Source organism: Pseudomonas sp. 1152_12, assembly GCF_052850675.1.
Genome location: NZ_VXCW01000002.1, coordinates 423,342 through 435,910 on the forward strand (window position 1 = coordinate 423,342; position 12,569 = coordinate 435,910).

The following is a 12,569-nucleotide window of genomic DNA, read 5'->3' on the forward strand; positions in this document are numbered from 1 at the left end:
GACGGGCATTTTTTTTCACCGGACGAACGCTTAGCCGCGGTATTCGCACAGGTAAGCGGTATCTACGGCGACCTTCAGCTGGAACTTGCTGTTGGCCGGTACGTTGAACTGGCTGCCGGCGGCGAAGGTTTCCCAGTCGTTGGCATCAGGCAGCTTGACGGTCAGGGCGCCGGACACTACGTGCATGATTTCACGTTGGGCGGTACCGAACTCGTATTCACCCGGAGCCATCACGCCGATGGTCGCCGGACCTTCAGCGGTGCCGAAAGCGATCGACTTGACGGTGCCGTCGAAGTATTCGTTGACTTTAAACATGGGTGAATCCTCGGAAAAGGGTCTGAAAAGGTAGGCCAGTATGCCCAAGGCCAGAGGAGCTGCCTAGACCGGCAAAATCAACGGCAGCAGGCGTGCGGTGTTGCGTGCATCCTCCAGCGCCCGGTGTTGCTGGCCGTTGAACTGCATCCCCGCCAATTGCAGGGCGCCGTTGAGCCCTAACGGCTTATCCAGGCGCCGAGCCTTGGCGAAGCGCTGCTTGAGGTTCACATGCGGCGTTTGCGCGAGCGCGCTGGCCAGGCCGTGGCGTTGCCATTCCAGTTCAAGCTGCTTGCGATCGTAGTCGCCCCAGCTGGCCCAGCCTTCCAGGCGCGTGTGATGCTGGCCCAGCCAGCGTTCGAACAGCGGCCACACATCGGTCATCGGTGCAGCACCGTCGATGTTGGCCTGGGTGATATGCGTGAGTTGGCGACAGAAGGGCGTCAGCAGTGGCCGACGCAGCGGCCGCACAAAGCGCTGGAAGTGATCCAGCTCACGGCCCTGGCGATTTACCAGGCTCGCGCCGATCTCGATGACTTCCATCTCCGTCACGGGCCAGCCGCCTTCATCCGTTGTGGCTTCAAGGTCAATAATCAGCCAATGAGGCATCGTGCAGGTTCCCATGCTCTTCCCTTCCAGATGGGGATAGAGCGTAGCCAAGCCTTGTAGTTCCGCCTAGGGCTTTTCGATCTCCAGCAAAACCTGGCGATTGCGCACCTGATCGCCCGCCATCACCTGCACGCCCTTGATCACACCATCGATACCGGCGGTCAGTGGATGCTCCATTTTCATCGCCTCGAGCACCAGCAACAGTTGGCCTTGGGTGACCGTCTCACCGGCGCTTACGCATACCTCGACAATGGCGCCGTCCATCGGGGCCTTGACGGTGCCGCTACCGGCGTCGGTCTGGCGGCTGGCGACTTGCTGCGTGCGGTTGATCACCTTCATACCGGGCAGCCAAAGCTGGGTATCGTCGAGGTGGTAGGCAACGCGGCGACGGATGCCGTTGATTACCAGCGTGGCCTGGCGGCCATCGGTGCTGAGGTTGCTGATGTCGATGCCATTGGCCTGCAGTCGGTTGCCCTCCAGTGCGCTGACGACGATGCCGTGGACCTGCTCGTTAATCTCCAGGCGATACGCCCACGGCACGCTGGGGTTGTTGCGCCAGCCCACCAGACCTTGGCGGTGCGCATCGGCGCTGTGTTGATAAAACAGCGCAGCGGCCAAGGCGATCTGTTCATGTGTCGGGGCATGGCAGGTGATCTGGTTGAAGTGCTCGGCGATAAACCCGGTGCTGAAATCGCCAGCGACAAAGTCCGGGTGCTTGAGCAGCTCAATCAGTAGCGTTTGATTGGTGGTTACGCCCAGCAGCAGCGTGTCCTCGACGGCCCGTAACACTTTGCGCCGAGCCTCTTCGCGCGTGGCGCCATGGGCGATGATCTTACCGAGCATGGCGTCATAGAACGGGCTGATGCGTTGGCCTTCGAGTAGGCCGTGGTCAATCCGCCCACCGACGGCTGGCTCCCAACGCAGTACGTCACCGGTTTGCGGCAGGAAGCCTTGCGCGGGGTCTTCGGCATATAGGCGTACTTCCATGGCGTGGCCGTTCAGGGTCACGTCGGCCTGTTTGAGTGGCAGCGGCTCACCGGCGGCTATGTTCAGCTGCCACTCCACCAGATCGAGGCCGGTGATCAGCTCAGTGACCGGGTGCTCCACTTGCAGGCGCGTGTTCATTTCCAGGAAGTAGAAGTGGCCGTTGCGGTCGAGCAGGAACTCCACGGTGCCGGCGCCCACGTAGTTAACGGCACGCCCGGCCTTGAGCGCGGCTTCGCCCATGGCCTGGCGCAACTCGGGTGTCATGACGGGGCAGGGCGCTTCTTCGATGATTTTTTGATGGCGGCGCTGGATCGAACAGTCGCGTTCACCCAGGTAAATGAGGTGGCCGTGGCTGTCGCCGAACACTTGGATTTCAACGTGGCGCGGCTCGATCAAGGCTTGTTCGAGGATCAGTTCGTCGCTGCCGAACGCGTTCAGGGCTTCGGAGCGGGCGATGCGCAACTGGTCGAGCAGTTGGCTGCTGTCATGCACCAGGCGCATGCCGCGCCCGCCGCCGCCAGCACTGGCTTTGATCATTACGGGGTAGCCGATACGCTGGGCTTCTTGTTGCAACGTCGCATCGTCTTGCTGGTGGCCTTGGTAACCGGCGATGCAGGGCACACCCGCCTCGATCATGGCGAGTTTGGAGCGGCGTTTGCTGCCCATCAGTTCGATGGCTTGCACGCTGGGCCCGATGAAGGTGAGCCCGGCGTTCAGGCAGGCGTTGGCGAATGCGGCGTTTTCGGAGAGAAAGCCGTAGCCGGGGTGCACGGCGTCGGCACCTGTGCGTTGGGCTGCATCAAGGATGGCCGTGATGTTCAGGTATGACTGGTTAACCGGAGCCGGGCCGATATTCACGGCTTCGTCGGCCATCTGCACATGCAGGGCCTGGGCGTCGGCATCGCTGTAGACCGCGACGGTGCGGTAGCCCAGGGCTTGGGCGGTGCGTTGGATACGGCAGGCGATTTCGCCGCGGTTGGCGATCAGGACTTTGCTGAATGCTGACATGGGTTTATCCCTGGGTAATCGGGTGTTGGTTCTGGCCCCATCGCAGGCAAGCCAGCGCCCACCTTGAACGGCGTTCCAACTGGGGGCGCTGGCTTGTCTGCGATGGCGTCATTTGCACCACCTAGGCTTGCGCTTTTGCACAAAGGCTTGAGTCCCCTCAATCCCTTCTTCACTCCTCACCGCCTCGGCAAACCACTGCGCCCCGCGGTCCAATACCGCCTCAAGCGGCTCATCGGTGCTGGCGAGCAACAGGGCTTTGGTCCGCCCATTCGCCCCCGGCGCACACTGCAGCACTTGCCCCAACACCTCATCCAGACGCTCCGCCAATGCCTGCGCGTCGCTCTCAGCAAAATGCACCACGCCCAAGCGCTGCGCTTCAAGCCCATCAAAGCGCGCCGCCGTGAGTGCCAGTCGCCGCGCTTGGGTCAAGCCGATCCGCTTGACCACAAACGGCGCAATCTGCGCGGGCAGCAAGCCCAGGCTGGTCTCCGGCAGGCCGAACTGGGCCTTATGGTCGGCAATCGCAATGTCGCTCACACAGGCCAGCCCGAACCCGCCGCCCAGCACCGCGCCTTGCAGCACCACAATCACCACTTGCGGCACCGCTTCGACTTCTTGCAGCAAGGTGCCAAATGCACGGTTCAAGGCCTGCAATTGGTCGCCGGCCATCACCATGTCCTTCACATCCGCCCCCGCGCAGAAATGCCCGCCCGCGCCGCTGATCACCAGTGCGCGCACCTGGCTGTCGAGCTGCGCCAACACCGCACGCAGTTCGTTGACCATCTCCAAACTCATGGCATTGCGGTGCGCCGGGCGGTTGAGGCTGATGTGCAGCACGCCGTTATGCGGTTCGAGCAGCAGGGTGTTCATGATTTTTTCCCTGGCAAGGTGCCCATCAATTTGCAAATGATGCCCAGCATGATTTCGTCGGCGCCGCCGCCAATCGACACCAGGCGCACGTCACGATAGGCACGGGCCACTGGGTTGTCCCACATAAAGCCCATGCCGCCCCAGTATTGCAGGCAACTGTCGCTGACTTCGCGGCCCAGGCGCCCGGCCTTGAGCTTGGCCATGGAGGCCAGGCGGGTCACGTCCTGGCCTTTGATATATTGCTCGGTGGCTTGGTAGACCAGCGCGCGCAGGCATTCGATTTCGGTGGCCAATTCTGCCAGGCGAAAGTGGATGACCTGATTGTCGATCAGCGCCTTGCCGAAGGTCTGGCGCTCCTTGCAGTAGTCGATGGTGCTGTCGATGCAGTACTCCAGGCCCTTGATCATGTTGGCCGCGCCAAACAGGCGCTCCTCCTGGAACTGCAGCATTTGCATCATGAAGCCCGCGCCTTCGTGGCCGATACGGTTGCGCTGCGGCACGCGCACGCCGTCGAAGAACACCTGGGCGGTCTCGGAGCTGTGCATGCCGAGTTTTTCCAGGGGCGGGCTGACGCTGATGCCCGGCGTGTTCATCGGCACTATGATCAGCGATTTGTTGATGTGCGGCTTGTCGTCCGAGGTGTTGGCCAGCAGGCAGATAAAGTCGGCGCTGGGCGAGTTGGTGATCCACATTTTGCTGCCGTTGATCACGTAGTCGTCGCCGTCCTTGCGTGCATGGGTTTTCAGCCCAGCCACGTCGGAGCCGGCGCCGGTTTCCGAAACGCCGATGCAACCCACTTGCTCGCCGCTGATGGCCGGGCGCAGGAACTCGTCGCGCAGTTCATCGGAGCCGAAGCGGGCGAGGGCGGGGGTGCACATGTCGGTCTGCACGCCGATGGACATCGGGATGCCGCCGCAGCGGATGGTGCCGAACTCTTCGGCCGCGACGATGGAGTAGCTGTAGTCCAGGCCCATGCCGCCGAATTTTTCCGGTTTGGAAATCCCCAGTAGGCCGAGGTCGCCGGCCTTGCGGAAAATGGCGTGGATGGGAAAGCGCCCGGCTTTTTCCCATTCATCCACATACGGGTTGATCTCGCGGTCGACGAAGGCGCGGACGGTGCGGCGCAGTTCCTGATGTTCCTGGGTGAAGATCATTTTTGTTGTTCTCCTTTAGAAACGAGCCACGCCAAAGCTGTTGGTTTGTAACTGCCGTACCTCGGCTTCGTGGCAGATATCCAGTAGATATCCCAGCAAAGTGCGGGTATCGCGTGGATCGATCAGCCCGTCGTCCCACAGATTCGCGCTGCCATAGAGCGCGGTGGACTGGCTGTCGAGCTTCTGCGCGGTGACCTGTTCGAGCATGTCGAGCACCTTGGGATCGGGCACTAAACCATCCTTGAGTTGCTTGGCCTCGGTGACGATGCGCAGCACCTTGCCCGCTTGCGCGCCGCCCATCACTGCCGTACGGCTGTTGGGCCAGGCGAAGATAAACCGTGGGTCCAAACCCCGGCCGCACATTGCATAGTTACCGGCGCCGTAAGAGCCGCCGACCACCACCGTGAGTTTAGGCACCCGCGCGTTAGCCACCGCCTGGATCATCTTCGCGCCGTGCTTGATCACACCTTGCTGCTCTGACTCGGTGCCCACCATAAAACCAGTGGTGTTGTGCAAGAACAGCAGCGGCGTGCGGCTCTGGTCGCAGAGCTGGATAAACTGCGCGGCCTTGCTTGCGCCTTTGGGCGTGATTGGTCCGTTATTGCCGATCACGCCAACGGCGCGGCCTTGAATATGCAAATGGCCGCAGACGGTGTGGGTATCGAACTCGCCCTTGAATTCGAGGAAGTAGGAACCGTCCGCCAGGCGCGCGAGGATTTCGCGTACGTCGTAGGGTTTTTTCGGGTCGTCGGGGATCAGCCCCAGCAAGTCTTCGATGGGATACAGCGGCTCCTTGTAATTGCGTTCGAGCGCAATTGGCAGGCGATCGTCCCAAGGCAACAGGCTGACAATTTCGCGCACGATGCGCACGCCGTCGGCATCGTTTTCGGCCAGGTATTCGGCCGTGCCGGCGGTTTGCGCGTGCATCTCGGCGCCGCCCAATGCCTCATCCGTCGCCACTTCGCCGGTGGCGGCCTTGAGCAGCGGCGGTCCGGCGAGGAACAGCTTGGCCTTGCCGCGCACCACCACCACGTAGTCCGATAGCCCCGGCTGATACGCACCGCCCGCCGTGGCCGAGCCGTGCACCACGGTGATCTGCGGCAAGCCCATGGCCGACATGCGCGCCTGATTGGCAAAGCTGCGCGCGCCTTCGACGAAAATCTCGGCGGCATAGTTGAGGTTGGCGCCGCCGCTTTCGGCGAGGGTCACCACCGGCAGTTTGTTTTCCATGGCGATCTGTTGCAGGCGCAGGGATTTTTTCAGCCCTGCGGGGGAAATGGTGCCGCCCTTGATTGCGCTGTTATTGGCCACCACCAACATGCGCACGCCGCTGACGTAGCCGATGCCGGCAATCAAGCCGCCGCCGGCCGCGCTGCCGTCTTTGTCGTCGTGGAGTTTGTAGCCGGCCAGGCTGGCCAGTTCCAGGAACGGCGCGCCGGGGTCTAGCAGCAGGTTTAGGCGCTCGCGGGGCAGCAGTTGGCCGCGCTTGTCGAATTTGGTTTTGGCTTGCTGGGCCTTGCTCAACAGGGTGTGTTCCAACTGGCGCAACTGCGTGATGGCGGCCAGCATGGCTTCGCGGTTTTGCGCGAACTGCGGGCTGTGGGCGTCGATCAAGCTTTCAATTACCGGCATGCTCTATTGCTCCACCTTGAGTACATCCGGCAGGTAGGCGCGGTGGAAACCATTGAAGGGCTCACTCGACGGCTGCGCCTTGGGTAACGGCCAGGCGCGGCTGCCCAGGCTGGCGGCGCCATCGATGCGCAAGGTGCTGCCGCTGATGAACGCGGCGGCGGGGCTGAGCAGGAACACGATGGCCGCGCTGACTTCCGACTCGGTGCCGATACGCTTGAGCGGCACGTGTTCGCGCAGGGTCGGGATCACCGCCTTGAACGCGCCTTCGTAGGTGTCCATGCCGCTGGAGGCAATCCAGCCCGGCGCCACGGCGTTTACGCGCACCCCGGCGTAACCCCATTCGAAGGCGGCGGTCTTGGTGAAGTTGTCCATCCCTGAGCGCGCCGCGCCCGAGTGACCCATGCCGGGCATGCCGCCCCACATGTCGGCGAGCATGTTGACGATCGCGCCACCGTGCTTGCTCATCGACTGGTTGAACACTTCCCGCGCCACCAGGAAACCGCCGACCAGGTTGGTGCGCAGCACGGTTTCAAAGCCTTTTTGATTGATCGAAGCCAGGGGCGACGGGTATTGGCCGCCCGCGTTATTCACCAGCCCGTGAATCGGCCCGTGGGCGTGAATGACCTGTGCCACCAGCGCCTTCACCGCCTCTTCATCGCGAATATCGCAGGCCTGCCAATGGGCCGTGCCGCCGTCTTCGGCAATTTCCTCCACCACCGCTTGCAGTTTTTCCGGCTTGCGCCCCACCAGGATCACGTGGGCGCCGAGTGCCGCCAGCTCATGAGCGGTGCAGCGGCCAATGCCACTGCCGCCGCCAGTGACGATCACGGTTTGCCCTTGGAACAGGTCGGCTTTGAAGATTGAGGCGAAGGCCACGGCAACGCTCCTTTATTTGAATTGATCGGCGATGTATTGCGGCACGGCGATGGGGATTTCCAGCAGTTGCTGGGCGAAGGCTTTGCCCTGCGGGTCGATGCGCAGGCTGGCAATGCCGCCGCCGCCTAAAGCGTTTTCCAGCAAGAAATTCAGGCTGTGGCTGCCGGGCAAGTACCAGCGCTCGACACGGCCGTGGAGGGGGGCGAGTACGTGGTTCATCCAGTCGACGATGACTTGCGGTGTGAGCACTTCGGCGATCCACGGCAGGTAGTCGGGATGGCGCGCGATCACGCCGATATTGCTGTGGTTGCCTTTGTCGCCGGAGCGCGCCACGGCCAGTTTCACCAGCGGCACACTGGCGTCGGCACGGCCTTGGGGCTTGGGTGGGTCGATCGATGCGGCCGGGGTGACGAGTGGGGCAGAGACGGGTAGTTCAACGGCGTGGCGCTGGCCTTGGAAGTCGATCACCAGCGCGCAGGAGGATTTATCGATGAGCATCGAAAACAGCCGAATCAGCGGATACACCGTCGGCCGCCCGCCGACGATCCCGGTCAAGCCGGGCGCCATGCCGGTCGCTGCCTGGGCGATCTCGCGGGCGAACAACACCAGGGCCTGTTTGCTCGGGTGTCGCACCGCGAGTTTTACCACCACTTCGCGGCAATCCTGGCGCTGGGCGTGGGCGCCGTAAGTGGCTTCGCTGCCGAGCAATTCGATGTTCACCTCGGTGTAAGGCGCCCAGCCGCGTTGGCTGAACAGTTCCGAGGTCTTGTTGATGATCGCCTGGCTGACCCGCTCGGCCTTGGCCACCGCGTCGATCCCGGCGATCAGGCAGCTGGCGGTGCATCGAAAACCGTCCGGGTAGGTGGCGCTGACCTTGTATTGATCGGTCGGTGGCAAGCCCTTGGCCCCGTGCAGGCGCACGCTGTGTTTGCCTTGCTGCTGCAATTTGACCTGGCTGAAATCGCAGATCACGTCTGGCAGCAGATAGGCGCGCGGGTCACCGATTTCATACAGCAGTTGCTCGGCCACGCTGAGTTCGCTGATCAGCCCGCCGCTGTCGTCGACCTTGTTGACGGTGAACTGGCCGTCGGCGCTGACCTCAACGATGGGAAACCCGATGTGTTCGTAGTCCGGCACGTCGCGCCAGTCGGTGAAGTTGCCGCCGGTGCACTGCGCGCCGCACTCGATGATATGCCCGGCCAGTGCGGCTTGGGCTAGGCGGTCGTAGTCCTGCCACGACCAGTTGAATTCGTGCACCAGTGCAGCGCTGACCACCGCGCTGTCGACCACGCGGCCGGTGATGACGATGTCCGCGCCCAGTTCCAGCGCGGCGGTAATGCCCGGCGCGCCGAGGTAGGCGTTGGCAGATACGCACATCGGCGGCAGCGGCGCGCCGTTGAACATGTCGGTGACGCCGTGCAGGTGTTTGAGCTGCGGTTGCAGGTCGTCGCCCAGCAGTACGGCGATTTTCAGCGGGGTCTGAGCCTTGTCGCAGGCCGCTTGCAGGGCGGCAGCGCAGGCCTGAGGGTTAATGCCCCCCGCATTGCTGATCACCCGAATGCCCTGACGTTGGATATTGGCCAGCAGCGGTGTGAGCACCTCGACAAAATCGGTGGCGTAGCCGGCCTGGGGATCTTTCAACCGCGCACCGGCGAGGATCGACATCGTGACTTCCGCCAAATAGTCGAACACCAGGTAATCCAGCGCGCCGCCGTGCACCAATTGGGCGGCGGCGGTGCAGGTATCACCCCAGAAGGCGCTGGCGCAGCCGATACGAACCGTCTTGCTCATGAGAAATCCTTCCTCGAATGGCTGGTGTCGAGACTACCAAGCAAGCGCTTGGTTTGTAAACTGGGCGCATAAGTTTTGCCCAAGCGCTTGCTTGGCTGGCGGCCACGGCCTAAATTGCCGCCCAAGATGTCAGCACACGTGAAGGAGAGAGGCATGGATGAGCAAAAAGCCCTACGGGTGATGCGCACCATGGTCGATGCCGGCCAATTGACCGACCCTGACAGTGCTCGGGGTAAATTGCTGCAAACGGCAGCTCACCTGTTCCGCAACAAGGGCTTTGAGCGCACCACTGTGCGTGACCTGGCCAGCGCAGTGGGGATTCAGTCCGGCAGCATCTTTCATCACTTCAAGAGCAAGGACGAGATCCTACGCGCGGTGATGGAGGAAACCATCCACTACAACACCGCGATGATGCGCGCTTCCCTTGAAGAAGCGAGAGACGTGCGTGAGCGCGTGTTGGCCCTGATTCGTTGCGAACTGCAGTCGATTATGGGCGGCAGCGGTGAAGCCATGGCGGTGCTGGTCTACGAATGGCGCTCACTGTCGGTCGATGGCCAGGCCCAGGTGCTGGCGTTGCGCGATGTCTACGAGGAGATCTGGTTGCAGGTGCTGGGTGAGGCCAAGGCCGCGGGTTACATCAGGGGCGACGTATTTATTACCCGGCGCTTCCTCACGGGGGCGTTGTCTTGGACCACCACGTGGTTTCGCGCCCAAGGCAGCCTGACCTTGGAGCAGTTGGCCGAAGAAGCCCTGCTGATGGTGCTGAAGGCCGATTGAGGTGCAAGCCATTAATTTGCCGATGGAAAGTTGTCTCACCTGACAAAAACGCCTAGCTTATTGCCATCAGAGTATTAAACGGTGTGTGCCTCAATGTTTTCGCCATGGCGGCTGGCTGCAGGATTGACTTTATGGGCACTGGGCATCGCAGGGTGCGTGCCGGCCTCGGCTGCGCAATTGGTGAGGATCGGCGCCGCGCATTTTCCGCCGTACACCGTACGCCCTGAGCAAGGTGCCGACACTGGTTTACTGCCGCAACTGGTCGAAGCCTTGAACGCTGCGCAAACCGACTACCAGTTTGTGCTGGTGCCAACGTCTATCCCACGGCGGTTTCGGGATTTCGAGCAAGGCCGAGTCGACATGGCTATCTTTGAAAACCCCGACTGGGGGTGGCAGAACATTGCCCATACCAGCGTCGACATGGGCTTGGAAGACGCGGAAATCTTCGTCGCCCAGCGTGAGACCGGTCGCGATCAAAGCTATTTCGCCGACTTAAAAGGCAAGCGCCTGGCCGTGTTCAGCGGCTATCACTACGCCTTCGCCCACTTCAATCCTGACCCCAAATACATGGCCGAACACTTCAACGCCACGTTGACCTATTCCCATGACAGCAATCTGCTGATGGTTGCGCGCGGGCGTGCCGACATCGCGTTGGTCACGCGCTCGTACTTGAGTGATTTCATGGTGCGCAACGCGGACATGGCCGGGCAATTCCTAGTCTCGGAGCGGATTGACCAAGTGTATCACCACTACGCGCTGCTGCGTCCGAAGGCACCGATTAGCGGGGCGGCGTTTGCCGAGCTGCTCAAGCGCCTGCGTGATACTGGGCAGATGTTGAAGATTTTCGAGCCGTATCGCATTGATGTGATGCCCGCGTCTTGAGGTCAGAGTACCGATCAACATGTGGGCAGGAGCAAGCCTCTCCCCCATTGGAATTGCGCTGTTTTTAAACCCGTCGCGCAAACGTATCGCTATGGCTGCCCGACACCTTGCGGCAGTGCACCAGCGCATCGCGAATCATGAAGTTCACCAGGGTCGGCGACACGCCGAGCTCCTTGGCGATGTCCTTTTGCGGCACACCATGCAGACGGTACATCTCGAACGCATAGCGGGTGCGCTGGGGCAGCTCCGTCAGGGCGTCGGCAATGTTTTCCAGAGTATTGAAGTTGATGTGAGAGGTTTCCGGAGATGCGCCGTGAATGACCACATTCAAACCTTCCTCTTCCGTCCCCGAGTACTTGAGCTCCAAGGCCTGCTTGCGGTAGTGATCAATCGCCAGGTTGCGCACGATCTGGAACAGATAACTCAGTTGGGCCTTGAACGATGAGGTGATCGTCGGCGCCGATTGCAGCCGGAAGTAGGCGTCCTGCACGACGTCTTCGGCGCGCGAGCGGCAGCCGGTAATGCGTGCCGCGATCTTCACCAGAATTAAACGATTGTCGACGAATGCCTGGAGAAGCGGTGAGTCGCACCTACCTGTGGATACTTGTTCCGTCATGGAAATCACCTTGTTGCAAAAGAGGTTAGGGGAGGGCGTCCTTGCTGAGGCCTCCTACACATCGGGCAACAAATTATGACGAATGATAATGATTGTCAAATGAGAAGGCGAACTAATCTTATGCTTTCTTGGAAGGTGTGAGCGACGTCTCGCGTCTTCCCGGCGACTAATTATTTGCCCGCTCCGTCCGTTCTCATGGGTGACAGGTCCGTTAACAAACGGCCAAGGACCAGCGCCCGCAGGAGGACGACATGGGTTTGTATCGTGCATACAGCGTGTTTCAGTCTGGAGCCCTTCGATGAGTGGCTCCACGCGACTGCGCCTATTTTGCCTGCCCTACTCGGGTGCCAGCGCCATGGTTTATGTGCGTTGGCGCCGGGCTCTGCCGGACTGGTTGCAGGTGTGTCCGCTGGAATTGCCCGGGCGCGGCATGCGCATGGATGAGCCGTTGCAGCGCGACATCAAGGCCTTGGCAGCGCAGCTTGCAGATGAAATCAGCCGTGAGCTGAATGGCCCCTATGCCTTGTTCGGCCACAGCCTTGGCGGTTTGTTGGCGTTCGAATTGGCCCATGCCCTACGTGAGCGCGGCGTGCCTGCGCCACTGGCGTTGTTTGCTTCCGGTACCGCCGGCCCGGCGCGCCGTGATGTCAGCGAATACGCCATCGAAAAGACCGACGAACAACTGATCACCCGCCTGCGAGAGCTGCAAGGCACCGCCGAAGAAGCCCTGGCCAATCCCGAACTGATGCAGTTGATGCTGCCGATCCTGCGCGCCGATTTCCTGCTGTGCGGCAGCTTCACCTACGGCGTGCGTGAGCCGCTGGGCATACCGATCCATGTGTTCGGCGGCAAGCAAGACAGCGTGCGCGCCGAACAGTTACTCGACTGGCAGGCCGACACCGCCAGCGGCTTTTCCCTGGACATGTTTGACGGCCACCACTTCTTCCTCGTGCAGCACGAAAGCGCCGTGCTGCGCTGTCTGCGGCGCTACGCCGAGGAGCACCTCGCGCGCTGGCGCAATGGCGTCGCGCGGCCACTGGTCGCCAGTTAAGCGC

The 12,569-nt window shown here is 61.7% G+C and carries 12 protein-coding genes; 3 read left to right on the plus strand and 9 right to left on the minus strand.

Features of this window, described 5'->3' with window-relative positions; translation table 11 throughout:
• Window positions 1-30: 30 nt before the first annotated feature.
• The 8 genes from ppnP to FW764_RS04680 form a co-directional block, all read right to left on the minus strand.
• Entirely contained in the window at window positions 31-315 is a 285-nt protein-coding gene (ppnP, locus tag FW764_RS04645; RefSeq protein WP_049712179.1) for a pyrimidine/purine nucleoside phosphorylase, read from the minus strand.
• A 63-nt stretch (window positions 316-378) separates the two neighbouring features.
• Window positions 379-921 carry an exonuclease domain-containing protein gene (locus FW764_RS04650; RefSeq protein ID WP_446432953.1) on the minus strand — a complete coding sequence of 181 codons (543 nt, stop codon included), beginning with the start codon at window positions 919-921 and terminating at the stop codon, window positions 379-381.
• 66 nt (window positions 922-987) lie between these two features.
• On the minus strand, window positions 988-2,916 hold the full coding sequence (locus FW764_RS04655; protein ID WP_446432954.1) for an acetyl-CoA carboxylase biotin carboxylase subunit: 1,929 nt from the start codon (window positions 2,914-2,916) through the stop codon (window positions 988-990).
• A gap of 108 nt (window positions 2,917-3,024) precedes the next feature.
• Entirely contained in the window at window positions 3,025-3,786 is a 762-nt protein-coding gene (locus FW764_RS04660) for an enoyl-CoA hydratase/isomerase family protein (protein ID WP_446432955.1), read from the minus strand.
• Window positions 3,783-4,940 (minus strand): citronellyl-CoA dehydrogenase, encoded by a 1,158-nt coding sequence (gene atuD, locus FW764_RS04665; protein ID WP_446432956.1) that lies wholly within the window; start codon window positions 4,938-4,940, stop codon window positions 3,783-3,785. Before atuD ends, FW764_RS04660 begins: the two co-directional genes overlap by 4 nt.
• A gap of 15 nt (window positions 4,941-4,955) precedes the next feature.
• A complete protein-coding gene (gene atuC, locus FW764_RS04670; RefSeq protein ID WP_446432957.1) occupies window positions 4,956-6,572 on the minus strand; it encodes a geranyl-CoA carboxylase subunit beta in 1,617 nt (538 codons plus the stop codon).
• A 3-nt stretch (window positions 6,573-6,575) separates the two neighbouring features.
• Window positions 6,576-7,448 (minus strand): SDR family oxidoreductase, encoded by an 873-nt coding sequence (locus FW764_RS04675; protein WP_446432958.1) that lies wholly within the window; start codon window positions 7,446-7,448, stop codon window positions 6,576-6,578.
• A gap of 12 nt (window positions 7,449-7,460) precedes the next feature.
• A complete protein-coding gene (locus FW764_RS04680) occupies window positions 7,461-9,239 on the minus strand; it encodes an acyclic terpene utilization AtuA family protein (RefSeq protein ID WP_446432959.1) in 1,779 nt (592 codons plus the stop codon).
• Window positions 9,240-9,392: 153 nt separating this feature from the next.
• Between FW764_RS04680 and FW764_RS04685 the strand changes: the two genes are divergently transcribed.
• Window positions 9,393-10,016: a TetR family transcriptional regulator gene (locus tag FW764_RS04685; protein ID WP_446432960.1), complete on the plus strand. Its 624-nt coding sequence runs from the start codon at window positions 9,393-9,395 to the stop codon at window positions 10,014-10,016.
• Window positions 10,017-10,109: 93 nt separating this feature from the next.
• Window positions 10,110-10,898, plus strand: coding sequence for a substrate-binding periplasmic protein (locus tag FW764_RS04690; RefSeq protein ID WP_446432961.1), 789 nt, complete (start codon window positions 10,110-10,112; stop codon window positions 10,896-10,898).
• A gap of 64 nt (window positions 10,899-10,962) precedes the next feature.
• On the opposite strand, the gene FW764_RS04695 is transcribed toward FW764_RS04690, so the two are convergent.
• Complete coding sequence (locus FW764_RS04695; RefSeq protein ID WP_005789991.1) at window positions 10,963-11,514, minus strand: RNA polymerase factor sigma-70; 552 nt, start codon at window positions 11,512-11,514, stop codon at window positions 10,963-10,965.
• A gap of 298 nt (window positions 11,515-11,812) precedes the next feature.
• Here FW764_RS04695 and FW764_RS04700 point away from each other — a divergent pair, with 298 nt between their 5' ends.
• Window positions 11,813-12,565, plus strand: coding sequence for a thioesterase II family protein (locus FW764_RS04700; protein WP_446432962.1), 753 nt, complete (start codon window positions 11,813-11,815; stop codon window positions 12,563-12,565).
• Window positions 12,566-12,569: the final 4 nt, after the last annotated feature.

Coding starts and splice junctions, on each gene's coding strand:
- atuC (WP_446432957.1), bottom strand. CDS start 6,572: ATGCCGGTAATTGAAAGCTTGATCGACGCCCACAGCCCGCAGTTCGCG.
- FW764_RS04695 (WP_005789991.1), bottom strand. CDS start 11,514: ATGACGGAACAAGTATCCACAGGTAGGTGCGACTCACCGCTTCTCCAG.
- FW764_RS04680 (WP_446432959.1), bottom strand. CDS start 9,239: ATGAGCAAGACGGTTCGTATCGGCTGCGCCAGCGCCTTCTGGGGTGAT.
- ppnP (WP_049712179.1), bottom strand. CDS start 315: ATGTTTAAAGTCAACGAATACTTCGACGGCACCGTCAAGTCGATCGCT.
- FW764_RS04650 (WP_446432953.1), bottom strand. CDS start 921: ATGCCTCATTGGCTGATTATTGACCTTGAAGCCACAACGGATGAAGGC.
- FW764_RS04685 (WP_446432960.1), top strand. CDS start 9,393: ATGGATGAGCAAAAAGCCCTACGGGTGATGCGCACCATGGTCGATGCC.
- FW764_RS04690 (WP_446432961.1), top strand. CDS start 10,110: ATGTTTTCGCCATGGCGGCTGGCTGCAGGATTGACTTTATGGGCACTG.
- FW764_RS04655 (WP_446432954.1), bottom strand. CDS start 2,916: ATGTCAGCATTCAGCAAAGTCCTGATCGCCAACCGCGGCGAAATCGCC.
- FW764_RS04660 (WP_446432955.1), bottom strand. CDS start 3,786: ATGAACACCCTGCTGCTCGAACCGCATAACGGCGTGCTGCACATCAGC.
- FW764_RS04700 (WP_446432962.1), top strand. CDS start 11,813: ATGAGTGGCTCCACGCGACTGCGCCTATTTTGCCTGCCCTACTCGGGT.
- atuD (WP_446432956.1), bottom strand. CDS start 4,940: ATGATCTTCACCCAGGAACATCAGGAACTGCGCCGCACCGTCCGCGCC.